Source organism: Mycobacterium sp. pR1184 (assembly GCF_041287235.1).
Taxonomy (GTDB): Bacteria; Actinomycetota; Actinomycetes; order Mycobacteriales; family Mycobacteriaceae; genus Mycobacterium.
This window is the reverse complement of record NZ_JBGGKR010000002.1, coordinates 67,359-92,069: the sequence shown is the minus strand read 5'-3', so window position 1 is coordinate 92,069 and position 24,711 is coordinate 67,359. Positions and strand designations below refer to the sequence as shown.

22 protein-coding genes and 1 tRNA gene are annotated in these 24,711 nt (G+C 67.8%); 5 read left to right on the top strand and 18 right to left on the bottom strand.

All coding sequences use genetic code 11. The features are described 5' to 3' along the window. Nucleotides 1-106 precede the first annotated feature (106 nt). Together ACAG21_RS03585 and ACAG21_RS03580 are read right to left on the bottom strand one after the other, a co-directional pair. A tRNA-Thr gene (locus ACAG21_RS03585) sits at nt 107-182 on the bottom strand. A 65-nt stretch (nt 183-247) separates the two neighbouring features. Next, nucleotides 248-1,465: a DNA polymerase III subunit delta' gene (locus tag ACAG21_RS03580; protein ID WP_370494631.1), complete on the bottom strand. Its 1,218-nt coding sequence runs from the start codon at nt 1,463-1,465 to the stop codon at nt 248-250. An 89-nt stretch (nt 1,466-1,554) separates the two neighbouring features. Between ACAG21_RS03580 and ACAG21_RS03575 the strand changes: the two genes are divergently transcribed. Beyond that, nucleotides 1,555-3,237 carry an adenylate/guanylate cyclase domain-containing protein gene (locus ACAG21_RS03575; RefSeq protein WP_370495026.1) on the top strand — a complete coding sequence of 561 codons (1,683 nt, stop codon included), beginning with the start codon at nt 1,555-1,557 and terminating at the stop codon, nt 3,235-3,237. Between the two features lie 7 nt (nt 3,238-3,244). Here the strand turns inward: ACAG21_RS03575 and topA are convergent, their stop codons facing one another. The 3 genes from topA to cspA form a co-directional block, all read right to left on the bottom strand. Further along, nucleotides 3,245-6,058 carry a type I DNA topoisomerase gene (gene topA, locus ACAG21_RS03570; protein WP_370494630.1) on the bottom strand — a complete coding sequence of 938 codons (2,814 nt, stop codon included), beginning with the start codon at nt 6,056-6,058 and terminating at the stop codon, nt 3,245-3,247. Nucleotides 6,059-6,273: 215 nt separating this feature from the next. Further along, nucleotides 6,274-6,873, bottom strand: coding sequence for a hypothetical protein (locus ACAG21_RS03565; protein WP_370494629.1), 600 nt, complete (start codon nt 6,871-6,873; stop codon nt 6,274-6,276). Nucleotides 6,874-7,051: 178 nt separating this feature from the next. Continuing rightward, nucleotides 7,052-7,255 carry a cold shock protein CspA gene (cspA, locus tag ACAG21_RS03560; protein ID WP_007166602.1) on the bottom strand — a complete coding sequence of 68 codons (204 nt, stop codon included), beginning with the start codon at nt 7,253-7,255 and terminating at the stop codon, nt 7,052-7,054. A gap of 248 nt (nt 7,256-7,503) precedes the next feature. Between cspA and ACAG21_RS03555 the strand changes: the two genes are divergently transcribed. Continuing rightward, nucleotides 7,504-9,831, top strand: coding sequence for a DEAD/DEAH box helicase (locus ACAG21_RS03555; protein ID WP_370494628.1), 2,328 nt, complete (start codon nt 7,504-7,506; stop codon nt 9,829-9,831). Nucleotides 9,832-10,143: 312 nt separating this feature from the next. Then, nucleotides 10,144-11,181, top strand: a complete 1,038-nt coding sequence (locus ACAG21_RS03550; protein ID WP_370494627.1) for a PAS domain-containing protein — start codon at nt 10,144-10,146, stop codon at nt 11,179-11,181. A 1-nt stretch (nt 11,182) separates the two neighbouring features. On the opposite strand, the gene ACAG21_RS03545 is transcribed toward ACAG21_RS03550, so the two are convergent. From ACAG21_RS03545 to ssd, 7 genes are read right to left on the bottom strand one after another with little or no spacing between them, the layout of a single operon-like run. Then, on the bottom strand, nt 11,183-11,479 hold the full coding sequence (locus tag ACAG21_RS03545; RefSeq protein WP_370494626.1) for an Rv3654c family TadE-like protein: 297 nt from the start codon (nt 11,477-11,479) through the stop codon (nt 11,183-11,185). 31 nt (nt 11,480-11,510) lie between these two features. Continuing rightward, nucleotides 11,511-11,813 carry a TadE family type IV pilus minor pilin gene (locus ACAG21_RS03540; RefSeq protein ID WP_370494625.1) on the bottom strand — a complete coding sequence of 101 codons (303 nt, stop codon included), beginning with the start codon at nt 11,811-11,813 and terminating at the stop codon, nt 11,511-11,513. Nucleotides 11,814-11,836: 23 nt separating this feature from the next. Beyond that, entirely contained in the window at nt 11,837-12,028 is a 192-nt protein-coding gene (locus ACAG21_RS03535) for a DUF4244 domain-containing protein (RefSeq protein ID WP_370495025.1), read from the bottom strand. A gap of 36 nt (nt 12,029-12,064) precedes the next feature. After that, nucleotides 12,065-12,658 carry a type II secretion system F family protein gene (locus tag ACAG21_RS03530; RefSeq protein ID WP_370494624.1) on the bottom strand — a complete coding sequence of 198 codons (594 nt, stop codon included), beginning with the start codon at nt 12,656-12,658 and terminating at the stop codon, nt 12,065-12,067. Beyond that, nucleotides 12,655-13,455, bottom strand: coding sequence for a type II secretion system F family protein (locus tag ACAG21_RS03525; protein ID WP_370494623.1), 801 nt, complete (start codon nt 13,453-13,455; stop codon nt 12,655-12,657). The genes ACAG21_RS03530 and ACAG21_RS03525 overlap by 4 nt, the downstream gene beginning before the upstream one ends. After that, nucleotides 13,452-14,615 carry a TadA family conjugal transfer-associated ATPase gene (locus ACAG21_RS03520; protein ID WP_370494622.1) on the bottom strand — a complete coding sequence of 388 codons (1,164 nt, stop codon included), beginning with the start codon at nt 14,613-14,615 and terminating at the stop codon, nt 13,452-13,454. Before ACAG21_RS03520 ends, ACAG21_RS03525 begins: the two co-directional genes overlap by 4 nt. Next, nucleotides 14,612-15,661, bottom strand: coding sequence for a septum site-determining protein Ssd (gene ssd, locus ACAG21_RS03515; protein ID WP_370495024.1), 1,050 nt, complete (start codon nt 15,659-15,661; stop codon nt 14,612-14,614). The genes ACAG21_RS03520 and ssd overlap by 4 nt, the downstream gene beginning before the upstream one ends. A gap of 492 nt (nt 15,662-16,153) precedes the next feature. Here ssd and ACAG21_RS03510 point away from each other — a divergent pair, with 492 nt between their 5' ends. Further along, nucleotides 16,154-17,011, top strand: coding sequence for an HAD-IB family hydrolase (locus ACAG21_RS03510; RefSeq protein ID WP_370494621.1), 858 nt, complete (start codon nt 16,154-16,156; stop codon nt 17,009-17,011). Nucleotides 17,012-17,442: 431 nt separating this feature from the next. Here ACAG21_RS03510 and ACAG21_RS03505 read toward each other — a convergent pair whose 3' ends face one another. The 5 genes from ACAG21_RS03505 to ACAG21_RS03485 are packed head-to-tail and all read right to left on the bottom strand — an operon-like array spanning nt 17,443 to nt 23,231. Continuing rightward, complete coding sequence (locus ACAG21_RS03505) at nt 17,443-18,204, bottom strand: oxidoreductase (RefSeq protein WP_370494620.1); 762 nt, start codon at nt 18,202-18,204, stop codon at nt 17,443-17,445. Between the two features lie 11 nt (nt 18,205-18,215). Next, complete coding sequence (locus ACAG21_RS03500; RefSeq protein ID WP_370494619.1) at nt 18,216-19,832, bottom strand: dipeptide ABC transporter ATP-binding protein; 1,617 nt, start codon at nt 19,830-19,832, stop codon at nt 18,216-18,218. Beyond that, complete coding sequence (locus ACAG21_RS03495) at nt 19,829-20,692, bottom strand: ABC transporter permease (protein WP_370494618.1); 864 nt, start codon at nt 20,690-20,692, stop codon at nt 19,829-19,831. The genes ACAG21_RS03500 and ACAG21_RS03495 overlap by 4 nt, the downstream gene beginning before the upstream one ends. Then, entirely contained in the window at nt 20,685-21,611 is a 927-nt protein-coding gene (locus ACAG21_RS03490; protein WP_370494617.1) for an ABC transporter permease, read from the bottom strand. The genes ACAG21_RS03495 and ACAG21_RS03490 overlap by 8 nt, the downstream gene beginning before the upstream one ends. Nucleotides 21,612-21,614: 3 nt before the next feature. Further along, a complete protein-coding gene (locus ACAG21_RS03485; RefSeq protein WP_370494616.1) occupies nt 21,615-23,231 on the bottom strand; it encodes an ABC transporter substrate-binding protein in 1,617 nt (538 codons plus the stop codon). Nucleotides 23,232-23,321: 90 nt separating this feature from the next. Between ACAG21_RS03485 and ACAG21_RS03480 the strand changes: the two genes are divergently transcribed. Continuing rightward, nucleotides 23,322-24,092 (top strand): hypothetical protein, encoded by a 771-nt coding sequence (locus tag ACAG21_RS03480; RefSeq protein WP_370494615.1) that lies wholly within the window; start codon nt 23,322-23,324, stop codon nt 24,090-24,092. 3 nt (nt 24,093-24,095) lie between these two features. Here the strand turns inward: ACAG21_RS03480 and ACAG21_RS03475 are convergent, their stop codons facing one another. Beyond that, on the bottom strand, nt 24,096-24,641 hold the full coding sequence (locus tag ACAG21_RS03475) for a DUF4232 domain-containing protein (protein WP_370494614.1): 546 nt from the start codon (nt 24,639-24,641) through the stop codon (nt 24,096-24,098). Nucleotides 24,642-24,711: the final 70 nt, after the last annotated feature.

The following is a 24,711-nucleotide window of genomic DNA, read 5'->3' as shown; positions in this document are numbered from 1 at the left end:
AAGATAGTGCCGCTCTTTGATCGAACGACTGCAATACGCAACGCCGCAATGGCCGAGAGGCTGCCCCCGGTAGGGCTTAAGGTGACCTAACTCACGGGTGGGCCAATGGAGCCGCCTGGGGGAATCGAACCCCCGACCTATTCATTACGAGTGAATCGCTCTACCGACTGAGCTAAGGCGGCGCACCCTCAAGCTGGGCGGCACGAGTCTACGGCAGCCGGGCGCGCACGCCCAAAAACCGGCCCGTTCAGTCCCGCAGTTCCTGCCCGATGGTGGCCACCATCGCGTCGACGGCGAACTTGGGCTTGACGTTGACCGCCAGCGCTTCGCGGCAGGCAAGCACCGCCTCGATGCACCGCAACAACCGCTCGGGCGCGGCGTGAGCGGCCAGCGCCGCCACCCGTTCGGCCATGTCCGGATGGTTGGCCCGCACTCCACCCGCCCGGGCCGAGACCACCAGCGCGTCACGGAAGTAGGTGGCCAGGTCGATCAGCGCCCGGTCCAGCGCATCGCGCGAGGCCCGGGTCTGTCGGGACTTCTGCCGCCGCTCGAGATCCTTGATCGCGCCCGCGGCGCCGCGCATGGCCCCGGCGGTGCCCTTGCCGGTGCCCCCGGCCCCCAGCGCCGTCCGCAGCTCCTCGGTCTCGGCCTCGGCGCGGTCAGCGGTCAATACGACGGCCTCGGTTTCGGCGGCGGCCACCAATTCTTCGGCGGCGGCGTAGGCGCGTGCCGGGGTCGCCGCATCGCGCACCAGTCCCAACGCCCGCTCCCGCCGCTCGCGGGCCTGCGAGTCGGTCGCCAGCCGGCGCGCGCGCCCCACGTGGCCGCCGCTGACCGACGCCGCCCAGCTCGCCGTGTCGGCGGACAGGCCGTCGCTGTCGATCAGCACCTGCGCGATCGACTCGGTCGAGGGCGTCACCAGCGCGACGTGCCGGCATCTCGACCGCAGCGTGACCGCGATGTCCTCGGGATCGACCGACGGCGCGCACAACAGGAACACCGTCGACGGCGGTGGTTCCTCGACCACCTTCAGCAGCGCGTTGGCGGCACCCTCGGTCAGCCGATCGGCGTCCTCGACCACCACGATCTGCCAGTTCCCGGTCGTCGGCCGCCGTGACGCGGTCTGCACAATCGCGCGCATCTCGTCGACGCCGATGGAGAGACCTTCGGGGATCACCCGGCGAACGTCGGCGTGGGTGCCGGCCAGCGTCGTCGTGCAGGCCCGGCACCGCCCGCAGCCGGGGCCGCCGTCGTCAAACGGGGCAGTGCATTGCAGCGCCGCCGCAAAGCACAACGCGGCCACCGAACGCCCCGAACCGGGCGGGCCGGTGATCAGCCAGGCATGTGTCATAGTCCCGTGGTCCCCATCGCTGTGATCAGGATCACGTTGGGCGGCCCTCGCGGCGCTCAGCAGCGCGGCCTCGACCGCGTCTTGGCCTACCAGCCGCGTAAACACTCCGGACATCACCGGCAACACTAGTGAGACAGACCGACGTCCACCCGCCGGCTACCGTGTCGCGACAATTCCGTGATCTTTGCCGACGTTTCGCCAGGATCCGGCGACTTGCCGAAGCGATTGAGGGTTACCGACTAGTCCCTGCTGACCGATACGGTGGGTTGGTGGCAACACCGGGTGCACTGCCCGGGCGAATCAGCGCGTTCGTCCGGTGGGTAGTGCGCACTCCATGGCCACTGTTCTCGCTGAGCATGCTGCAGGCCGACATCATCGGCGCGCTGTTCGTGCTCGGCTTCCTGCGTTACGGACTCCCACCCCAGGACCGTATTCAACTGCAAGATCTGCCCACGCTCAACCTGGCGGTCTTCGCCAGCACGCTGGTCATCCTGTTTCTCGTCGGCGTGGTGGTCAACCTCCGACTGCTGATGCCGGTGTTCCGCTGGCAGCGTCGCGACAACATGCTCGCCGAGGCCGACCCGGCCGCCACCGAACTGGCCCGCAGCCGTGCCCTGCGGATGCCGTACTACCGCACCCTGAGCACAGTCGTCTACTGGTGCATCGGCGGTGTGGTGTTCGTCGTCGCCAGCTGGTCGGTGGCCCGGTTCGCCGCGCCCGTCGTCACAGTCGCGACCGCCCTGGGGGCGGCGGCCACCGCGATCATCGGCTACCTGCAATCCGAACGAGTACTGCGGCCGGTGGCCGTGGCCGCCCTGCGCAGCGGGGTGCCGGAGAACGTCAAGGCGCCGGGTGTCATCCTGCGCCAGATCCTGACCTGGATGCTGTCCACCGCGGTGCCGCTGCTGGCGATCGTGCTGGCTGTTGTCGCCGACAAGGTTTCGCTGCTCCGCGCGGCGCCGGAGAGCCTGTTCAATCCGATCTTGTTGCTGGCCCTGACCGCGTTGGGCGTCGGGCTGATCAGCACACTGCTGGTGGCCATGTCGATCGCCGACCCGCTGCGCCAGCTGCGCTGGGCGCTCTCGGAGGTGCAGCGCGGAAACTACAACGCGCACATGCAGATTTACGACGCCAGTGAGCTGGGCCTGCTGCAGGCCGGCTTCAACGACATGGTCCGCGATCTGTCCGAGCGGCAGCGGCTGCGGGACCTGTTCGGCCGCTATGTCGGTGAGGACGTGGCCCGCCGGGCGCTGGAACGCGGCACCGAGTTGGGTGGCCAGGAACGCGACGTCGCGGTGCTGTTCGTCGACCTGGTCGGCTCGACGCAGCTCGCCGCGACCCGGCCGCCGGCCGAAGTGGTCCACCTGCTCAACGAGTTCTTCCGGGTGGTGGTCGACACCGTCGGGCGCCACGGCGGCTTCGTCAACAAGTTCCAGGGCGACGCCGCGCTGGCCATCTTCGGCGCACCCATCGAGCACCCGGACGCCCCCGGTGGCGCGCTGGCGGCCGCCCGGGAGCTGCACGACGAACTCCTGCCGGTGATCGGGGCGGCCGAGTTCGGTATCGGCGTGTCCTCCGGGCGGGCCATCGCCGGCCATATCGGCGCGCAGGCCCGCTTCGAGTACACCGTGATCGGCGACCCGGTGAACGAGGCGGCCCGGCTGACCGAGCTGGCCAAGCTTGAGCCCGGCCATGTGCTGGCGTCGGCGATCGCCGTCAGCGGCGCGCTGGACGCCGAAGCGTTGTGTTGGGACGTCGGCGAGGTGGTCGAATTGCGGGGGCGCGCGGCGCCCACTCAGCTGGCGCGGCCACTGAATCTTGCCGCGCCGCGGACTGTTTCGGCCCGGCGGGCTAAGGTCGAAGAAGTCACCACCGAAATCATGTGACTCCGCGCTAACTGCGCTTGGCGGCCTTTTTCGCCGGGGCCTTACGCGTGCTCTTCTTCGCGGGACGTTTCGCCGGGCCCCGGGCCCGCCGGTCGGCCAGCAACTCGGCAGCGCGCTCGTCGGTGATCGACAACACGTCGTCGCCCTTGCGCAGGCTGGCGTTGGTCTCGCCGTCGGTGACGTACGGCCCAAATCGCCCGTCCTTTACCACCATTGGCTTACCCGACACCGGGTCGTTGCCCAACTCGCGCAGCGGCGGGGCCGAAGCAGCTTGCCGGCCACGACGTTTCGGCTCGGCGTAGATCTTCAGCGCCTCGTCCAGGGTGATCGTGAACATCTGCTCTTCGGTCGCCAGCGAACGAGAATCCGTGCCGCGCTTCAGGTATGGGCCATAGCGCCCGTTCTGCGCGGTGATCTCCTCACCCGAGGCGGGGTCGACACCGACCACCCGGGGCAGCGACAGCAGTTTCAGCGCGTCCTCGAGTGTGACGGTCTGCAGATCCATGGTGCGCAGCAGCGAGCCGGTGCGCGGCTTGGGACCTGTGGGCTTCTTGCCCTTCTTCGCCGGGGCCGCGTCACCGTCCTCCGGCGGCGGCTCGGGCAGGACCTCGGTGACGTACGGCCCGTAACGGCCGTCCTTGGCCAGGATTTCGTGTCCGGTTTCCGGGTCCACACCCAGTGAGCGACCCTCTTGCGGGGTGGCGAAAAGCTCTTCGGCCACCTCCAGCGTCAGCTCGTCGGGAGTCAGCGAGTCGTTGAGGTTGGCCCGCTGGGGCTTCGTCTCACCGTCGTCGCCGGTGACCGTGCGCTCCAGGTACGGCCCGTTCTTGCCGACCCGGACGTAGACCGGACGGCCTTCCGAATCATCAAACAGCTTGATGGAGTTGACTTCTCGAGCGTCGATTCCCTCGAGATTGACACCGACGAGCTTCTTGAGCCCTCCGGCGCGCGCCACCGAATCCTGCACGCCGTGGTCGCCGCCGAAGTAGAAGTTGTTGAGCCAGTTGGTGCGTTGCTCACTGCCGGAGGCGATCGCGTCGAGCTCGTCTTCCATCGCCGCGGTGAAGTCGTAATCGACCAGACGGCCGAAATGCTGTTCCAGCAAACCGGTTACGGCGAATGCGACCCACGAGGGCACCAGCGCGCTGCCCTTCTTGTGCACGTAGCCGCGGTCCTGGATGGTCTTGATGATCGACGAATACGTCGACGGGCGCCCGATGCCCAGCTCCTCGAGCGCCTTGACCAGCGAGGCCTCCGTGTAGCGTGCCGGCGGGCTGGTGGCGTGCCCGTCGGGGGTGAGCTCGAGCGCCGCCAGCCGCTGGCCCTCGGTGAGCTGGGGCAACCGGCGCTCGGCATCGTCGGCCTCGCCGCCGGCCAATTCGTCGACGGTTTCCACGTAGGCCTTCAGGAAGCCGGCGAACGTGATGGTGCGACCGCTGGCCGAGAACACGACGGGCTGGTCGCCGTCCGGGCCCGCCCCCTGGTTTCGCGAGGTCCCGGCGATCCGCAAACTCAGCGTGGTCCCGCGTGCGTCGGCCATCTGCGAGGCCACCGTGCGCTGCCAGATCAGCTCGTAGAGACGGAACTCGTCGCCGTCGAGCTCACGGCGCACCGCATCCGGGGTGGCGAACGTCTCGCCCGCCGGGCGGATCGCCTCGTGGGCCTCCTGGGCGTTCTTGACCTTGCGGGTGTACTGCCGCGGCGACGGGGACACATACTCGTCGCCGTAGAGCTGGCTGGCCTGGGTGCGCGCCGCGTTGATCGCCGACTGCGACAGCGTCGTCGAGTCGGTACGCATATAGGTGATGTAGCCGTTTTCGTAGAGCCGCTGGGCGATGCTCATCGTCCGCTCGGACGAGAACCGCAGCTTGCGGCCGGCCTCCTGCTGGAGCGTCGACGTCATGAACGGCGCGTAGGGGCGGCGGGTGTACGGCTTCTCCTCGACCGAGGCGACCGACAGCTGCGCTCCCCGCAAACCGGTGGCCAGCTCCGTGGCCCGCGCCTCGTCGAGCACTGTGACTTCGTCGGCCTTACGCAGCACACCCAGGGAGTCGAAGTCACGTCCGGTGGCGACCCGCAGGCCGTTCACAGAGGTCAGGCGGGCGGTGAAGGTGGGTGGTTGCGCGTTGGCGTCGGACACGCTGGCGTCCAGCTGGGCGACGATGTCCCAGTACGCCGCGCTGCGAAACGCCATGCGGTCGCGTTCGCGCTGCACGATGATGCGGGTGGCCACGGACTGCACGCGGCCCGCCGACAGCCTGGGCGCGACCTTCTTCCACAGCACCGGACTGACTTCGTAGCCGTACAACCGGTCCAGGATGCGACGGGTTTCCTGCGCGTCGACCAGGTCGATGTCGAGGTCGCGGGGATTCTGCGCGGCTTCGAGGATGGCCGGCTCGGTGATCTCGTGGAACACCATCCGCTTGACCGGGATGCGCGGCTTCAGGGTTTCCATCAAGTGCCAGGCGATGGCCTCACCCTCGCGGTCACCATCCGTGGCCAGGTAGAGCTCGTCGACGTCCTTCAACAGGCCCTTGAGCTCGGTGACCGTGCTCTTCTTTTCCGGGCTGATGATGTGGAGCGGTTCGAAGTCGGCGTCGACGTTGACCCCGAGCCGGGCCCAGGGTTCCGATTTGAATTTGGCGGGCACGTCGGCGGCGGCTCGTGGCAGGTCGCGGATGTGTCCTCGCGACGACTCGACGATGTAGGTGGAGCCCAGGTAGCCCGCGAGTTTGCGCGCTTTAGTCGGCGACTCGACGATGACAAGTCGCCTCCGGCTGCCATTGCCGCTGCTGTCGCGGCTTGTTGTGGGGTCAGCCACCTGCGCTTACGCTCCATCTCTTCTCCCGGCCTCGGTTCGAGGCCGCCCTGCAGGAAGAATGACAGGCAGACGTCTGAAATTCCGCTGAAATTCAGATACGCCGACGTTCCTTCCCTTCGGGCACCTGACAATTTCGCACCCTGAGGCAGGCGGACGCAAACCGACTCCCCGAAAACACAGGTCTCAGCGACCGCCGGATATCCCGGGCCGCACGGCTAGACCCGCGGCCACAGAGCCAACGCCTCGGCGCCGTCAGGATGTTCCCCTACGTTCTCTACCAGGCGCGATAGCCTGCGTCGGCCGCTGATCCGCAGTGCCGGGCGCCCGCCGCGGGTACCGATCAGGGTGGGCGCGATCCCGACCCGCATCAGCGCGGATGCGAGCGGCGAATGGGTGTCGGGGGCGTGCGGATCCAGACCGAGCTGGTAGTGCTCGCCCTCGGGCGTGCCCGCGGCGATGGTCCACGCCCGCAATTCGCGCGGACCGGGCAGCCACCGCGGCGGCACCGTCTTGACCGCGCCGCGGGTCCATTCCGCCGCGATCGCGCTCAGCGACGGATCGATCGCCGTCCGCACCAAAGGCGTGTCTTCGTCCGTGCGACCGATCTCGGGGACCAGGCCGGCCTCGGAGATCATCTCGGCCAGCGCCGTCGCGCGCCAGAGCTGATCCACGACGACCGACAGCCGGGCACCACGGCCCTCGGAGCCGTCGGGGGTGCCCACCGTCACGATTTGGCCAGAGGCCGCCAGCACCCCGCACAGATCGGCGACGGCGGGCGGCACCGCCTCCGCCGTGAAGAAGGAAAGCTGGCTCACCACACCGACAGTAAGCCAGGCCGTCCGTCCCCGCTTTGAGGCCTTCGGCGCGGCGAGACACGCGGCGTGTCGCCCGCTTCCAGCCCAAGGTTGCGCGGGAGTGAATAGATAGTGAAAACCCCCCGGCGACACCCGCAAAGCGGGTTGCACGGGGGGTTTTCGTCAGAATCTGCTCGATTTAGACGGAGCGGACTCCGGTGGCCTGGGGGCCCTTAGGGCTGTGGCCGATCTCAAACTCGACCTTCTGATTTTCTTCGAGGGTGCGGAAGCCCGAACCCTGGATCTCCGTGTAGTGGACAAAAACATCCGCGGAACCATCCTCGGGGGCGATGAAACCGAACCCCTTCTCCGCGTTGAACCACTTCACAGTTCCCTGTGGCATTTCTCGATCTTTCCTTTTCTTCAAGGTTCGGAGCACCGCTTTTCGGTGCCCCGGGCCCGTTGTCACCGCCATACCTCGCGGAGTCGTCGGAACTTCACCCGACCGCTAACCTCGCAGGAACCGCGGGTCGCAACGTCGATCCTGCGAAGTTTTGACACGAACACAGAAGCTACGACCGCAAACAGTCAACCATGTTCATGGTCTCGGCGACAGACTTGTGTCCCCGACTGATTCTTGGAGGGCGTGACGTGGCGAGTTTCGGCAGCGACCTGCTGGCCGTCGCGCTCGCCGGAACCGCGCCGGACGAGCACCCGCTGCGCCACGTCGCGGAGCTGCCCGCCCGTAGCGGCCGGCCCCATCTTTGGCCGCAATGGGCCGAATCCGACGTCATCGCGGCCTTCACCGACCGCGGCATCACAGCGCCGTGGTCACACCAGGCGCAGGCCGCCGAATTGGCCCACGTCGGTCGCCATGTCGTGGTCAGCACCGGTACCGCCTCGGGCAAGTCGCTTGCCTATCAACTGCCGGTACTCAACGCGCTGGCGACCGATCCGCTGGCCCGGGTGCTGTATTTGTCGCCGACGAAAGCGCTCGGACACGACCAGTTGCGCGCTGCGCACGCACTGACCGCCGCGGTGCCGCGATTGGCCTCCCCGGATCTCGCCGTCGCACCCGTCGCATACGACGGCGACAGCCCCGCCGAGGTTCGCCGGTTCGCGCGCGAGCGTTCCCGCTGGCTGTTCTCCAACCCGGACATGATCCATTTGTCCATCTTGCGAAACCATCCGCGCTGGGCCGTGTTGCTGCGCGGGCTGCGCTTCGTGATCGTCGACGAATGTCATTACTACCGCGGTGTCTTCGGCTCGAACGTGGCAATGGTGTTGCGCCGGCTGCTGCGGCTCTGTGCGCGCTACTCGGCTCGGCCCGGCTTTCAGCCGACCTTCATCTTCGCCAGCGCGACCACCGATTCGCCCGGCGCGACGGCGGCCGAACTCATCGGTCTGCCGGTCGAGGAGGTCACCGAAGACGGCTCTCCGCAGGGCGAGCGCACCGTCGCGTTGTGGGAACCCGCGCTGCGCACCGACGTCACCGGCGAGCATGGCGCCCCGGTGCGACGGTCGGCCGGTGTCGAGGCGGCACGGGTGATGGCCGACCTGATCGCCGAGGGCGCGCAGACCCTGACGTTCGTGCGTTCCCGGCGGGCCGCCGAACTGACCGCCCTGGGCGCCCGGGCGCGGCTGGACGATATTGCCGCGGACCTGTCTCAGCAGGTGGCGTCGTACCGGGCCGGCTACCTCGCCGAGGACCGCAATGCGCTGGAGCGCGCCCTGGCGGAGGGCCGATTGCGCGGTCTAGCCACCACCAACGCGCTGGAATTGGGGGTAGACATCGCCGGGTTGGATGCGGTGGTGCTGGCCGGTTTTCCCGGGACGGTTGCCTCGTTCTGGCAGCAGGCCGGCCGGTCGGGGCGCCGCGGGCAGGGCGCCCTGGTGGTGTTGATCGCCCGCGACGATCCGCTGGACACCTATCTGGTGCACAATCCCGCAGCGCTGCTGGACAAACCGGTCGAACGGGTGGTGATCGACCCGGCCAACCCCTATCTCCTCGGGCCCCAACTACTCTGTGCTGCAACCGAATTGCCCCTTGAAGACGCCGAGGTTCGAGAATTCGGTGCCGTGCAGGTGGCCGAGGGACTGGTCGACGACGGGTTGTTGCGCCGGCGCGGTGGCAAGTACTTTCCCGCGCCCGGCCTAGAACCGCATGGCGCGGTGGATATCCGGGGCTCGGCGGGCGGCCAGATCGTCATCGTGGAGGCCGACACCGGGCGACTGCTGGGCAGCACCGGACTGGGTCAGGCTCCCGCGTCGGTGCACCCGGGCGCGGTGTACCTGCACCAGGGCGAAACGTACGTCGTCGATTCGCTGGATCTCGAGGAGGCAATCGCGTTCGTGCACGCCGAGGATCCCGGTTATGCGACGTTCGCCCGCGAGATCACCGACATCAAGGTCACCGGCAGCGGCGAGCAGTCGACGTTCGGCCCGGTGACCCTGGGCGTGCTGCCGGTCCGGGTCACCCACCAGGTCGTGGGGTATCTACGTCGGCGCCTGTCCGGGGAGGTGATCGATTTCATCGAGCTGGACATGCCTGAACACGTCCTGGACACCACCGCGGTCATGTACACCATCACGCCGGAAGCATTGGCCGGCAAGGGAATTGACGCAGCGCGGATTCCCGGCTCGTTGCACGCCGCCGAACACGCCGCAATTGGGTTGCTGCCACTGGTCGCCAGCTGCGATCGCGGCGATATCGGCGGAATGTCCACTGCCCTTGGTCCGCTGGGTGAGCCCAGCGTGTTCGTCTATGACGGGTATCCGGGCGGGGCGGGCTTCGCCGAACGTGGTTTTCGGCAGGCGCGGACCTGGTTGAGTGCCACTGCTGCGGCCATCGAAGCCTGTGAATGCCCGATGGGCTGTCCGTCCTGCGTCCAGTCCCCCAAGTGCGGCAATGGGAACGACCCGCTGGATAAGGCGGGGGCTGTACAAGTGTTGAGACTGGTTCTCGCGGAATTGCCGTAGCGATCGCGCTGAGCAATCCAGGAACGGCGACCGACCCCTCGACGGTCGACCTCCACGGAAACTGCATACGACAACCGCCGAATGTGTTTCCTCTTTGCTAAGGAAACACCGACGTGCTGTCTCAAAGCGCGACCAACGGCCGGAGCAGAAAACCTACCAAGGCTGTGATGGCGTTTGCAAACTTACCAGTAACTTAGCGAAGGCGAAGTCGATTCGAAATATCGCTGAACTGGTGTCACGACGGATTTGCTGAGGCGATGACGTCGCGCCCGGGGATCCTCAGACGCGGCTACGCGCCCTAAAATCGAGCTCATGGCCCACGACTGGTTGCTCGTGGAGACACTGGGGGAAGAGCCTGCCGTGGTTGCACAGGGGCGGCAGCTCAAGAACCTTGTCCCGATCACGACCTTCCTCCGCCGCAGTCCCCATCTCGCCGCCGTGCGGACCGCGATCGCCGAGTCGATGCGCACCGGCCAGAGCCTGACCAGCATCACTCCCAAGCATGACCGCGTGATCCGCACCGAACCGGTGGTGATGTCCGACGGCTGCATTCACGGTGTGCATGTGTGGACCGGCCCCGCCGACATCGACCCGCCCGAGCGGCCCACCGCGGGCCCGCTGAAGTGGGATCTGACCCTTGGGGTGGCCACGGACACCCGGGAATCGCTGGCCATCAGCGGCAAGAACCCCGACGTCGAAGTCACCTTCGGCAGAGCCTTTGCCGAAGACCTTCCTTCGCGCGAGCTCAACCCGAACGAAACCAAAGTGCTTGCCATGGCGGTCAAGGCAGAGCCCGGCCAAACCATCTGCAGCACATGGGATCTCACCGACTGGCAGGGCAATCCTATCCGGATCGGCTTCGTCGGCCGCAGCGCGCTCGAGCCCGGGCCCAACGGCAAGGACCACCTCGTCGCACGTGCGATGAACTGGCGCGCCGAACTCAAAGGCCCGAACGTTTCCACCGACGATCTGGCGCTGCGGATCCTCGACGGGCTGCGGCAGGCCGGCGTTCACCGCGCACTCGTCGACCTCAACACCTGGACCCTGCTGAAATGGCTCGACGAGCCGTGCACCTTCTACGACTGGCGCGGGTCCGACAAGGACAGGCCGAAGGTCCATCCCGACGACGTGCACCAAATGTCAGCCATGACACAAGAATTCGACAAGGGATCGACCAACCGGGTGCTGCGGATGCGCGGCTTCGACGGCGACTGGGTGCCCGTGCACGTGACCGCCAACCGAGTGGAACTGGAACCGGAGACCTTCGTGGGGCTGCTCTCATTGCGCTTGCCCAGCGACGAAGAGCTCGCTAAGGCCGGGCTATTTAAAGCCCCGGACGACAGCAGCTGAGCTACGCCGCGTCGACCGGCCCCGCCCGAGCGGCGGCCTGAGCCACACCGCCGAAAACCACCGCCACCCGCACGGTGACGACGACGTCGAGATCGTCCACCCGGCAGCCGATGTCGTCGACTCGCATCGTGCGGGCTATCGCGCCCGCCCGGGCGCAGGCCGCCTCGGCTCCGGAAGGAAGCCGTCCAGCGGCGGCCAGCGCGGCCAGATCGGCAGCCGCCTGCGCACGATGGCGTGCCACCACCACCGAGCCGAGGTATGCGCCGACGCCCGTGATGCACAACAACACCGCGACCATTGCCGCCGCGAGGACGGTCGCCGCGCCGCGCTCATCGCGACGGCTCCGCTGCGGAGACCGCCTTAGCGCTGATATCCAAGTTGGGCAGCAACTTTGAATGCGCGATAACCGTGGCCACAATGAAATCGCCATCGCGGCGCACCTGGATTCGCGATCCGTGCGGCGCGATGCCACGCGCGGCGTCGACAGCGGAACTTTCGTCACCGCGCGCGGCCAGACGGGCCGCCTCGCGGGCGGCATCGACACAGCGAACCTGCATCGACACGGCCGCAACGCCGGCCAGGCACAGCGCCAGCACCACCACCAGTGCGGCGATCGCCAAAGCCGCTTCCACGGTGCTCGCGCCGGCGCAGCCGATCAGACCTTGGTGTTGAGCGCACGACCGATGATGTTGGTCAACGCCGACACGATCGAATCGCCGGTGACGACGGTGTAGAGAATCGCGCCGAAGGCGGCCGCCGCAATAGTGCCGATCGCGTATTCGACCGTGGACATTCCCGACTCGTCGGCGGCAAGGACCGCCATCCGCGCCACCATCACGCGAAACATGTTGATCACCAATGTATCCCCTCTGTTGTAATCCCTTCACAGCAAGCCCGACTGCAGCACATCTCCGGCCAGACCCGCGACCACCGGGACAATGCCCAGGCAGACAAACGCCGGCAGGAAGCACAGCCCGAGCGGGCCCGCGATCAGCACGCCCGCGCGCTCGGCGGCCGCAGCGGCGGTATGCGCGGCGTCGTGCCGAGACTGCTCGGCCAGCTCGGCGACCCCGCCGGCCAGTGCCGCGCCCGAGGACGCCGAACGTCGGGCCAGCCGCAGTAGCGCATCGGTCTGCACGTCGACCGGCTGCTGGGGCGAGATTGACCATGCCACAGCGGGATCGGAGCCCAAGGCCAACAGATCGGCGGCCCGCCGCAATATCCGGGCCAGCCTCGGCGGGGCGGACGCTGCGGTCGCGGCGGCCGCGGTCGACACGGCCATCCCGGCCTCCAGACACACGGCCAGCACGTCGAAGCTGGATGCGACGGCCAGCGGGTCCGTTCCGCGGGCCGTCTCGTCGGTCCGGGTGATCCGAAACCGTGGTGCGCGAGGCCTTGTGCCCGCCCGCGCCCGTACCACCGACGGGCCGGGCCCGATCAACAGTGCCACGGCCAGCAATACCGCCGCGACGCTCACGGCTCGGCTCCCGCATGCGCGATGATTCGGTCCGACCACAGCAGCCCGGCGCACGTCAGCGCCGACCCGACAACCAGTAGCCAACCGCCCACGTGCCCACTCAGCAGGAACGTCAACGGACGCGCCCCGATCAGTTGACCTAGCAACACTCCCAGCACCGGCAGTCCCGCCAGTATCGCTGCGGTGGCCCGCGCCCCGGCCATGGCGGAGTCAACCCGCGACGAGAATCGCTGCCGCTCAACGATATCGCGCTGGGCGGTACGCATCAGGGTGGCGATCGCGAGGCCGTGCTCGGCGGCCAGCTGCCAGCACGCGGCCAGTCGATGCCACTGCGTGGACTGAGCCGAGGAGCATGCCGCGGCGCGCAAGCCGGCCACGACGTCGGCGCCCAGTCGCGCCCGCGCCGCGACGCCCCGCAGCGAGACCGACACCGCGCCAGCGGTTTCGTCGGCAGCAACACCAAAAGCCTGCACCGGATGCACGCCCACCCGCAGCTCGCCGACCAGCACATCCAGCGCGGCCTCCAATGTCCGGCCCTCCTCGGCGGCGCGTAGGCGCTGCCGACGCCGGCGATAGCGCAGGCTCGCCGTGGCGGTCACCGCCGCGCCGGCCAGGACAGTCGTCAGCGGCAGCAGCATCACGCCCGCAACGGCGGCGCAAGCCGCCAGACAGCCCACCCCGCGTCCGTCGACGACCCGCCAGCGCGCTGGCGTCGGCCTGAGCCGCCGTCGCGGTGACGGCGGAAGAGCCAAGAGCGCCAACGCCACCAGTAATGCACCGGCCGGGATGCCGTTCATGCCGACAACCGGCTGTGCAGCAAGAAATGCAGTTCGCCGGCATCGTCGGTCATCCCCCGCTGGGCATGCCACGCCGTCACCGCCCGAACCCGTCCCCCGACGTGGCGCAGCACCGCAATCTCAGCGAGGCGGCGCCGCCCGCTGCGATCCCGGGCGACGTGCAGCAGTACCTGGACCGCCGCCGCGAGCTGACTGTGCAACGCGGCACGGTCCAAACCGCCGAGTGCGCCCAGCGCCTCCAGCCGGGCCGGAACCTCGCCCGGATTGTTGGCATGCACCGTCCCGGCCCCGCCGTCGTGGCCGGTGTTCAGCGCGGCGAGCAGGTCGACCACTTCGGCACCCCTGACTTCTCCGACCACGATGCGGTCAGGCCGCATCCGCAGCGCCTGCCGAACGAGTTGGCGCACCGAAACCTCGCCTACGCCTTCGACATTGGCGCACCGGGCGACCAGCTTGACCAGATGCGGATGCCGGGGAGCTAATTCGGCCGCGTCCTCGACGCACACGATCCGCTCGGCCGGCGATACCGCACCCAGCATGGCCGCCAACAACGTCGTCTTACCGGCGCCGGTGCCGCCGCTGACCAGGAAGGCCAACCGGGCCGCGATGATGTCGGCCACCAGCGCCGCAGCCGCCGGTTCGATCGCGCCTGAGGCGGTCAGCGCCGCCAGATCCTGGGTGGCCGGCCGCAAGACCCGCAGCGACAAGCACGTGCCGCCGGCAGCCACGGGCGGCAACACCGCATGCAACCGGACCGCAAATCCACCGGCACCGACACCGGTCAGCTGGCCGTCGACCCATGGCTGTGCGTCATCGAGACGACGCCCGGCCGCCATCGCCAACCGCTGCGCGAGCCGCCGCACCGCAGCCTCGTCGGCAAACCGGATGTGGCTGCGACGCAGACCGTTTCCATCGTCGACCCACACCGCGTCCGGGGCGGTGACCAGGACGTCGGTGGTCCCGTCCGCACACAGCAGTGCGTCGAGGATCCCGGCGCCGGTCAGTTCGGTCTGCAGCGCCCGGAGGCTGGCCAGCACCTCGGTATCGCCGAGCATCCCGCCGGATTCGGCCCGGATCGCGGCGGCCACCACGTTGGGCCGCAACGGAGCCGATTCGGTCGCCAACCGCTCGCGTACCCGCTCAATGAGCGATTCGCTCATGCCGCACTGGCTTTCGGGCGAGATCCCGTCCGTGGCAGTACCGCGAGTACCCGGCGAGCCGCCACGGTCAGGGCCGATCGCCGCCCCAACCGCAAACCGCGGTGTTCGAGTTGCTCGGCCAGGTGCGGCTGAGCCTTCGTCGACGCCAGCAGCGGCAGGCCGCAGATATCGGCGACCTCCGCCGCCCGCAATCCACCCGGCGACGGGCCGCGGACCACCAGCCCGAGATTGGGATTGATCGTGGCCAGCGCCGGGGTCATCGCGGCCGTCGCCGCGCAGGACCGCACATCGCACGGGCTGATGACGACGACGAGGTCGGCGGCATCGACTGCGGCCCGGGTGGCGTCGGTCAGTCGTCGGGGCAGATCACACACCACCGTGACGCCGCCGCGACGGCCCGCATCGATGACCGCGTCTACCGGCCCCGCGTCCAGCTCGTGGTCACGCCGCGTGCCGGACAGCAAGCTGATGCCGTGCAGGCGCGGCAGGGCGTCGCGCACGGCCGGCCAGTGCAGCCGTCCGCCGTGCAATGCCAAGTCAGGCCACCGCAGGCCGGGGGTGCTCTCACCGCCCAGCAACAAATCGAGGCCGCCGCCCCACGGATCAAGATCAACCAGCAGTGCATCATTGGCGACCCGCGCCAGTGCGGCCGCGAACAACGACGCGCCCGCCCCGCCGCACCCGCCGATCACCGCGACGACGTGGCCGCGCAGCTCGTCGTCCCGGACGGCTTCAGCGGACTCCGCGAGCTCGCGGATCAATTCGTGCTCCTGCGCTGGCATGCTCAGCACGTGCTGGGCGCCGACCGCGATCGCGGCCGACCAGGTGACCGTCGCGGGTTCGGCGGCGCACAACACGCTGACGTGAGCGCGACGCGGTAGACCAGCGCGCCGGCAGCGGTCGGCTCCCGCCGCGTCGAGCACCACCGCCGCGGCCGCCGACCACGTCTTGCGTCCCACCGCCGCACCGCCGGCATGCACCACTCGAACGCCGACCGCGGCGGCCACCCGGTCCAGCTCGTCGCGCAAAATCGGGTCGGTCAGCACCGCGAGTACACCCGAGGCACCTCTCGCCTCGGCACCGGTCGCGATAGTCACCCCACCACCATGCGGGCAGCTCAGGATGGCACACCAGTGCCAGATCGGGATTTGTGGAGAGATACGGGGGTGTGCACAAAGTTCGGGGCACGACGCTTGCCTGCCCGAGGGATAACGCTGTGCCCGCAACGCACCGGAGGCGGCATTAGAACGCGTGTTTTTCGGGAAAATTACCCCAGAAAAGGGACGACCCCCGCCAGGGGGGGAGGAGGCGGAGGTCGTCGTGCATCAGCCCCGGGGGGTCGGGCTGATACACCCTCGGCTCAGGCCGAGTAATGCTTACTATACACACGACAGTGGGCGGTGCCGCAAGTGGTTGTTTTTTGCACAGACACAATTCGAGCCGCAAAAACACCGCTGGCCTCGTCTGTTACTCCCAGATCAGGCCCCATTTTGCCGGCAGCCCCCGGATGCGCCGGCTGACGGACCTATGCTGTGTCGGTGACCGTCGCCGACTCGGACGCGCATCAGCAAACCTCGCCGCAGACCGCCGCAACCGGCACTACGCACGCCCGCACCGCGGCCTTTTTCGACCTGGACAAGACGATCATCGCCAAGTCCAGCACCCTGGCGTTCAGCAAACCGTTCTTCAACCAGGGACTGCTCAATCGGCGCGCCGTGCTGAAGTCCAGCTACGCCCAATTCATCTTCCTGCTCTCCGGTGCTGATCATGACCAGATGGACCGAATGCGCACTCACATGACCAACATGTGCACCGGCTGGGACGTCGCTCAGGTCAAGTCGATCGTCAACGAGACGCTGCACGACATCGTGACTCCGCTGGTGTTCGCCGAGGCCGCGGACCTGATCGCGGCGCACAAATTGTGCGGTCGCGACGTCGTCGTGGTGTCTGCCTCGGGCGAGGAAATCGTCGCGCCGATCGCCCGCGCACTGGGTGCCACGCATGCGATGGCGACCCGGATGGTCGTCGAGGACGGCAAGTACACCGGCGACGTCGCGTTCTACTGCTACGGCGAGGGCAAGGTCCAAGCCATCCGCGAGCTGGCGGCCCGCGAGGGCTACCCGCTGGAACACTGCTACGCCTACTCGGACTCGATCACCGACTTGCCGATGCTCGAATCAGTGGGACATCCCAGCGTGGTCAACCCCGACCGCGGATTGCGCAAAGAAGCGACCGAACGTGGTTGGCCCGTACTGAGTTTCTCGCGACCGGTCTCGCTGCGCGACCGGATTCCGGCGCCCTCAGGTGCTGCGATCGCCACCACGGCCGCGGTGAGTCTCACCGCGCTGGCCGCCGGCGCGGTCACCTACTCGCTGCTGCGGCGCCTCGCGTTCTAGCAGCGAGTCGCAGCAAATTCGGAGCGCGCGCGGCTCCCGATGAATTCGCAACGTTCGCAGAATTGGGCCTTGCTGTGCTAAGGCTCCAGTAGTACAAAGGAACCACGGAAGCCCGGTAAGGCCAAGGTCGATCCGGAAGAGAAGGTTCGTTCTCCCGAACCGGGCGCCCAGCACGGTGCTCGGCACCCACGCGGAGTCATAGCCGCGAAGATGGCAGAAGTGTTGCGGGCCTGCGTAATTGCGAAAATGCAGAGAGTGTCAACAGCCCTTTGGGTGGGGTGGTAGCTCGAAGCGTCGCAAGATCGCCGAGGCCACCCACGCAGCCCATACATGCACGCTTGGTAACCGAGTTCCGTGCTAGCGGGCGGCGGACCGAAATATTCGGAACGCCGCCCGCTCTGCATGTCCGGACCCTTCTCGCTGGACGCGGCTCAGCTCTTGCCCGGCAACGATTCGGCAATCGACACCGCCTCCTGGGCGCCGGCCTGCATCGCCCGGCAACACAGCACCAACCAAGCTCCGACGCCGGCCGGGGTACCTTCGGCGAATCCGCTTGCGGCGCTGCGATAGTCACCGGGTTTGCGCATCCAGCTCACCTCCGGCACGCCCAGACCGTGCGGATCCAACCCGCTGGCGATCGTCACCAACCGAGACACCGCCCGCGCGACGACGCCGTCCGCGCTGCCAAAGGGCTTGAGCGTGAGCAATTCTCCGTGCGCGACCGCGGCGAGGACCGGTGCCGGTACCTGCGTGCGACCGGTCACCAATTCGCCGAGCAACTCCAGACGAGGCCCGATCTCGGGGTCGGCCCGTGGCCGGCCCAACTGTTCGTCGTCGACCTGGTCGGCCGCCGCCAGCATGTGCAACCGGGCCAGCGCCTGCAACGGCGATCGCTGCCACACGCCGATCAATGCGCCGCCACCACCCTCCAGCGCCTGAGCCACCCGCAGCGCTCCGCCGAAGACCGGATCGCTCACCCCTGAGCTGTCCGCTAAGTCCTCGAATCGCACCGGCCCACCATCAAGCACCGAGGAAGCGCGGGCCGCCCGAAGCGCGGCCTCGGCCGCGGTTACCGGCCAACCGCGCAGATTTGCGCGATGGCGGTGCGCGCGGCCCAACGCGTCGCGGGCCCGGTCACTGGCCTCGGCGACGCCGGGGAGCTCCATCAGCGGAGCCAGCGGGTCTGCCGTCACAGGTTGCCAACCTAGCGGTGCGGCATGGACGCCCCGGGAATGGCCTCCAGCAATTGGCGGGTGTATTCGTGGCGTGGCCTGGTGAACAGCTCTTCGGTCGCCGCGCGCTCAACGACCCGCCCGGCGCGCATCACCAGAACGTCGTCGGCGATCTGCCGGACCACCGCCAGGTCATGGCTGATGAACAGATAGGCCAGGCCCAGTTCGGCCTGCAACGAAGCCAGCAGGTCCAATATCTGCGCCTGCACCAGCACGTCGAGCGCCGAGACCGCCTCGTCGCAGACCAGCACCTCGGGCCGCAGCGCCAATGCCCGCGCGATCGCGACCCGTTGACGTTGGCCACCGGAGAGCTCGCGCGGCAACCTGCCGAGCACCGATGACGGCAAGGCCACCTGATCGACGAGTTCGCGCACCGCCTTCTCGCGCTGCCGGCGGTCACCGACGCGGTGGACCCGCAACGGCTCCTCGATCGCGCGGAATACCGTGTACATCGGGTCCAGGCTGCTGTAGGGGTTCTGGAACACCGGCTGGACGCGCCGGCGAAAGGCCATCATCGCGTCGCCGTTGCGCGCATCAGAAATCTCGGTACCGTCGAAAACAACTGTCCCCGAAGTCGGTTGGAGCAAGCCCAACGCCATTCGGGCGACCGTCGATTTGCCCGAGCCCGATTCGCCGACGATGGCCAGGGTGCTGGCCCGCTTGAGCCCGAACGACACCGCGTCGACGGCACAGAACTGAGCCCGGCGCCACGGTACGCCGTGCGACTCACGGAAGACCTTGGTCAGCTCGGAGGCGACCAGGAGGTCGCCCGCCCCGGTGTCGGCCGCCGGGCGCGGCGGCGCCGAACTCCGCACCTTCAGCGACGGAGCCGCGGCCACCAGCCGGCGCGTGTACTCGTGCTGCGGATCGACCAGGATCGACTGTGCGGCACCAGCTTCCACCACCATTCCGCGGTGCACGACGACGACCCGCTCGGCCCGTTCGGCGGCCAGCGCCAGATCGTGCGTGATCAGCAACAGCGCGGTATCGAGTTCGTCGGTGAGACGCTGCAGATGGTCGAGCACCTGCCGTTGCACCGTGACATCGAGCGCGGACGTCGGTTCGTCGGCGATCAGCAGCTGCGGGTGACCCGCGAGCCCGATGGCGATCAGCGCGCGCTGACACATGCCGCCCGACAACTGGTGCGGATACTTGCCCGCCTGCTTCTCCGGATCAGGCATGCCGGCCTGGGCAAGCAATTCGACGGCCCGCCGGCGGGACTGTCTGCCATCGGTGTTGGCCCGCAACGCTTCTCGAATCTGGAAGCCGACCTTCCAGACGGGGTTGAGGTTGGTCATCGGGTCCTGGGGCACGTAGCCGATGCGTCGGCCCCGGATCGAACGGAGCAGCTTGCGATCAGCCGAGGTAATGTCCTGTCCGTCAAAAACGATGCGGCCGGCCGTGATTCGCCCGCCGGGTGGCAGCAGACCCAGCACCGCGGCGGCGGTGGTCGATTTGCCTGATCCCGATTCGCCGACCACGGCGACGGTCTGCCCGCGCATGACGCTCAGGTCGACGCCGCTGACCGCGGGGTCGTGGTCGCCGAACCTGACTTCCAGGCCCTCGACGTTCAACAACGGGTCGGTCATGCGCGCTGCGCCCGCGAGGCCGGATCCAGGGCATCGCGCAGGGCGTCGCCCATCATCATGAACGCCAGCACCGTCAATGCCAGTGCGCCGGCCGGATAGAACAGAATCGGCGAGCCGGCCCGCAGCCGCGTCTGCGCCAGGTTGATGTCGCCACCCCACGACACCACCGAGCTCGGCAGTCCGACGCCGAGATACGACAGCGTGGCCTCGGTGACGATGAACGCGCCCAGCGCGATCGTGGACATCGCGATCACCGGGCCGGCGGCGTTGGGCAACGCGTGCCGCAGCAGGGTTTGAAACCTGCTCAACCCCAATGCTTTAGCCGCGAGCACATAGTCGCTGGCCCGTACCTCGAGCACCGAGCCGCGAGCGATCCTGGCCACCTGCGGCCAGCCGAACAAGGCCAGGATGATGATCACCGTCCACACCGTGCGGTGGTGCAGGACCTGCATCAGGACGATCGCGGCCAGCAACAGCGGCAGTCCGAAGAACACGTCGGTGACGCGTGAGACCACCGCGTCGATCCAGCCGCCGTAGAAGCCGGCCAGCGCGCCGAGCGCCCCGCCGACGACGAACACCAGCAGCGTGGCACCCAACCCGACCGTCACCGAGGCCCGCGCCCCGTAGACCGTGCGCGCGTAGATGTCGTGACCCTGCAGATCCGTACCGAACCAGTGTGCCGCCGAGGGACCGAGCAGACTCTGGCTGGGATCGGCGTAGGCGGGGTCGGCGCCGGTGAACAAGGCCGGAAACAGCGCCACCAGCACGATGATCAGAATCATCAGGCCCGCGACGATGAACTTCGGGCGCCGGTGCAGTTTGCGCCAGGTCTCGCCCCAAAAGCCGGAGTGCTCAGCCATAGCGGATCCTCGGGTCCAGCGCCGCATAGAGCAGGTCGACCAGCAGGTTGGTGATCAGATAGATCAGCACCAGCACCGTCACGATCGACACCACCGTCGGCGCCTCCTGCCGGGTGACGGCCTGATACAGCACACCGCCGACGCCGTGAATGTTGAAGATGCCTTCGGTGACGATGGCGCCACCCATCAGCGCACCCACATCGGCACCCAGGAACGTCACCACCGGGATCAGCGAGTTACGCAGAATGTGCACGGTCACGACCCGCGGCCGCGACAGCCCCTTGGCGGTGGCGGTGCGGACATAGTCGGCATGCGCATTGGCGGCCACCGCCGAGCGGGTCAACCGCACGATATAGGCGAATGAGACCGAGCCCAGCACGATTCCGGGTAGCAGCAGGCGCGCGAAGCTCGCCCGTTCACCGACAGTGACCGGCGCGATGCCCAGCCGGACCCCGAACACGAACTGTGCCAGAAAGCCCAGCACGAAGATCGGGATCGCGATGATGACCAGTCCGGCGATCAGCACGGTCGAATCGAAAAGGCCACCCTGTCGCAGGCCCGATATCACGCCGAACCCGATGCCCAACGCCGCCTCCACGACGAGCGCGATCGACGCCAGCCGGATGGTGACCGGAAACGCGTGCGCCAGAACAGCACTGACCGACAAGCCGGAATAGGCCCGGCCCAGGTCGCCGTGCAGCACGCCGCCGAGGTAGCGCAGGTATTGCAGCAGGAACGGATCGTCGAGGTGGTAGCGCGCCCGCAGCTGCGCCGCGACCGCGGGTGTCAGCGGCCGGTCCCCGGCGATCGCGGCCAGGGGGTCACCGGGCAACAGGAAGACCATGCCGTAGATCAGCAACGTGGCGCCCAGGAAGACGGGCACCATCACCGCGAGCCTTCGTGCGATATACCAACCCATGTTTTAGGCCTTGACGATGTTCTCGTAGTCGGGCAGCCCGTTCCAGGTGACCTTGACGTTGCCGACCTGCGGCGACCACCCGACCACGGCAATGTAGTACCACAACGGTACAGCGGGCATGTCGTGCAACAGAATTCGTTGCGCCACGTTGACCAGGACGTCGGCCTGCTGCAGGTTGGGCGCGGCCTCGGCGGCCGCGAGCCCGGCGTCGAACTCCCGGCTGGAATATCCGACATCGTTGGACCCCGCACCGGTGGCGTACAGCGGGGCGAGGAATTCGATCATCGACGGATAGTCGCCGATCCATCCGGCGCGGAAGGCGGTGTCGATGGTGCGGTTGGTGATCTGGGTGCGGAACCCGGCAAACGTCGGGTGCGGAGCGCCGACGGCGTCGATGCCCAGCACGTTCTTGATGCTGTTGGCCACCGCGTCGACCCACTCCTGGTGGCCGCTGTCGGCGTTGTAAGCGATGGCATACCGCCCGCTCCAGGGTGAGATCGCGTCGGCCTGCGCCCAAAGTTGGCGCGCCCGTTCAGGATTGAAGTCCAGCGCCTCGTTGCCCGGGATGTTCGGATCGAACCCCGGCAGGGAGCGAGCGGTGAAATCGCGGGCCGGGCTGCGGGTGTCGTTGAAGATCTGCCGGCAGATCTGCGGGCGGTTGACCGCGGCCGACAAGGCCAATCGCCGCAACCGGCCCTCCTCGCCGCCGAAATGCGGCAGCCGCAATGGCGTGTCGAGTGATTGGCTGACCGCGACGGGCCCGCTGGCGGCGTTGTCACCCAGGTCGCGGCGGTAGATCGTCAGCGCGCTGGACGGAATCGTGTCCAGGACATCGAGATTGCCGGACAGCAGGTCAGCATAGGCGGTATCCAGGTTGCCGTAGAATTCGAACCTCAGGCCCTTGTTGTGAGGTTTGCGGTTGCCGTGGTAATCGGGGTTGGGCTTCAAATCAATCTTGACGTTGTGTTCCCAGGCGGGTCCGTCGGGACTGTCGGCCAGCCGATACGGCCCGTCGCCCACCGGGTTGCGCCCGAATTCCGCCATGTCACGAAATGCCCGGTCGGGCAACGGATAGAACGCGCTGTGACCCAGGCGCAACGTGAAGTCGACGGTCGGCGCCCGCAGGCGCACCGTGAACTCGAGGTCGTTGACCACCGCAAGCCCGGACATCGTGGTCGGCTTGCCGTCACCCGGTGGGCCGGCTACGTCGTCGAATCCGGCGATCGGACTGAAAAAGTCTTGCTGCAGCTGGGCATTGGTGCTCAGCGCACCGTAATTCCACGCGTCGACGAACGAATGTGCCGTCACCGCAGAGCCATCGGTGAACTTCCAGCCCGGTTTGAGAACGATACGGTAGTTGACGTTGTCGGTGGTCTCGATCGACTGCGCCACTTCCGGCGACGGTTTGCCGTCGGCGTCGTAGGAGACCAAGCCGGCGAACAGCCGATCCAGAATTCGCCCGCCGAGGCTGTCGTTGGTCCCGGTCGGTATCAGCGGGTTCGGCGGTTCACCGCCGTTCACCACTACCAGTTCAGGGCTCAACACGCCGCCACCGCAGCCGGCCAGGGAGGCGGCGGCCGCCAGCAGGACGACGGCAGTCACAGCCCGCATCCAACGCATGACAGCGACCCTAGGGCCTGCGAGCGCATCGGCCACGGAAGGACCGCCGGTGAAGTGCACCACCCGGCGTCGACAACCTAGGATTTCGGCATGGGGGTCACGCTTCTCGCCTCGGAGCACGACGTGGGTGTGGCGCTGGGCGAGGCGGCGTTCGCTGTGGGCTTTCCCCTCGTCGGATTGATCTGTCTGATCGTCGGCCTGTGGGAGCGTTCCCGCAGCCGCCGACGGCAGCGCCCCGGCTACCCCTACCCGCCGCCGATGGGATATCCCGGCCCGCAGCAGCCCTACCCCGGTTACCCGTCGTATGGCGTGCCGCCGCGTCGCACGAGCGGGGCATCCACTGCGCTGATCACGATCGGCGCAGTCGTGCTGGTGCTCGGAATCGTGGCGGACTTTGTCAACGCGACATCGCGGCTCGCCAAGTCTCAAGAACGCACGTCGATGCAGGTTGGCGAGTGCATTACCCAAATGTCTTATCGCTCAGAGGCATTCAATTCCAGTCCGGGCAACGACTGTGCCGATCCGGTGAATACCTACTTGCTTGCCGCCAAGGGCGGACCGTCGGCACAGTGCCCGGACGGAAAGCGCGAGGGCTCCATCTATGACCGCTACACCGACAGCTCGACCATCCTGTGTTTCGCTCTGAACCTCAAACAGGGCCAGTGTTATCTCGTATCCGGCGAGCGCGACCGTCCCAAACTGACCCTGGGTGACTGCAATGACCACGAGTCGGGCGTGATGCGAGTCGTCCAGCGCATCGACGGCACCGCGAACAGTTCGGACTGCCCGTCGGGGCTCAACGGAGTCAGCTACCCCACTCCCCCGGTTGTCTATTGCCTGGAGAGGGCGAGCCCGTACTAGTTCCTACTGCTGCGCGGCGGTGACCGGGTGCACCTGCAATTCGCAGGCGTCGATGGTAACCGGCACCGTGAGCACGATGATCGTGTTCGGCGGGTTGACCTGCAGCGCGGTGTAATTGGGGCACGGGTTGCCCTTGCGGTCCACGGCGAGGCCCTCCACGATCGCCTGCCCCTGTGAGGCCAGCGACAGGGTGACGGTGGGCGGCTCATCGACATCGCTCGGCAAGCCGCCCATGTAGCCGCGCAGCGTGGGCTTGGCGTGAATATCCGGGCCGCCCTCGCCCGTCTCGACCGCCGGGTAACCGGTCAGCGTGCACGGTTCCGCACCACCGGCGAGGCTGAACGTCAGAGTCACCGAGCGGTGGCCCACGGCGGCCTGCGTCGGGGAAGCGGCGACGTCGACCTGCTCGGAGCGACACGGCACCGCCTGATCGCCGACCGGCACCGCCAACGCGTGCGGCCCCAGCACGCCGGCCACCGCGTAACTCGTTGCGGCCGCGGCAATGCTGAGGAATAGACAACGGGCACGCTGCCCGCGAGATTCCGGCACAACCGTGATTATGCGGGATGACAACGAGGTTTACCCCCGGATTGGCGTCCACAGATTCGGCTGGCGGGTC

Bases quoted from the DNA above. Each gene is read 5' to 3' on its own strand.
- ACAG21_RS03535 (WP_370495025.1), bottom strand. From the start codon at position 12,028: ATGTTTCGCGTGATGGTGGCGCGGATGGCGGTCCTTGCCGCCGACGAG.
- ACAG21_RS03525 (WP_370494623.1), bottom strand. From the start codon at position 13,455: ATGAACGGCATCCCGGCCGGTGCATTACTGGTGGCGTTGGCGCTCTTG.
- ACAG21_RS03490 (WP_370494617.1), bottom strand. From the start codon at position 21,611: ATGGGTTGGTATATCGCACGAAGGCTCGCGGTGATGGTGCCCGTCTTC.
- ACAG21_RS03500 (WP_370494619.1), bottom strand. From the start codon at position 19,832: ATGACCGACCCGTTGTTGAACGTCGAGGGCCTGGAAGTCAGGTTCGGC.
- cspA (WP_007166602.1), bottom strand. From the start codon at position 7,255: ATGCCACAGGGAACTGTGAAGTGGTTCAACGCGGAGAAGGGGTTCGGT.
- ACAG21_RS03495 (WP_370494618.1), bottom strand. From the start codon at position 20,692: ATGGCTGAGCACTCCGGCTTTTGGGGCGAGACCTGGCGCAAACTGCAC.
- ACAG21_RS03485 (WP_370494616.1), bottom strand. From the start codon at position 23,231: ATGCGTTGGATGCGGGCTGTGACTGCCGTCGTCCTGCTGGCGGCCGCC.
- ACAG21_RS03520 (WP_370494622.1), bottom strand. From the start codon at position 14,615: ATGAGCGAATCGCTCATTGAGCGGGTACGCGAGCGGTTGGCGACCGAA.
- ACAG21_RS03545 (WP_370494626.1), bottom strand. From the start codon at position 11,479: ATGGTCGCGGTGTTGTTGTGCATCACGGGCGTCGGCGCATACCTCGGC.
- ACAG21_RS03480 (WP_370494615.1), top strand. From the start codon at position 23,322: ATGGGGGTCACGCTTCTCGCCTCGGAGCACGACGTGGGTGTGGCGCTG.
- ACAG21_RS03550 (WP_370494627.1), top strand. From the start codon at position 10,144: ATGGCCCACGACTGGTTGCTCGTGGAGACACTGGGGGAAGAGCCTGCC.
- ACAG21_RS03580 (WP_370494631.1), bottom strand. From the start codon at position 1,465: ATGTCCGGAGTGTTTACGCGGCTGGTAGGCCAAGACGCGGTCGAGGCC.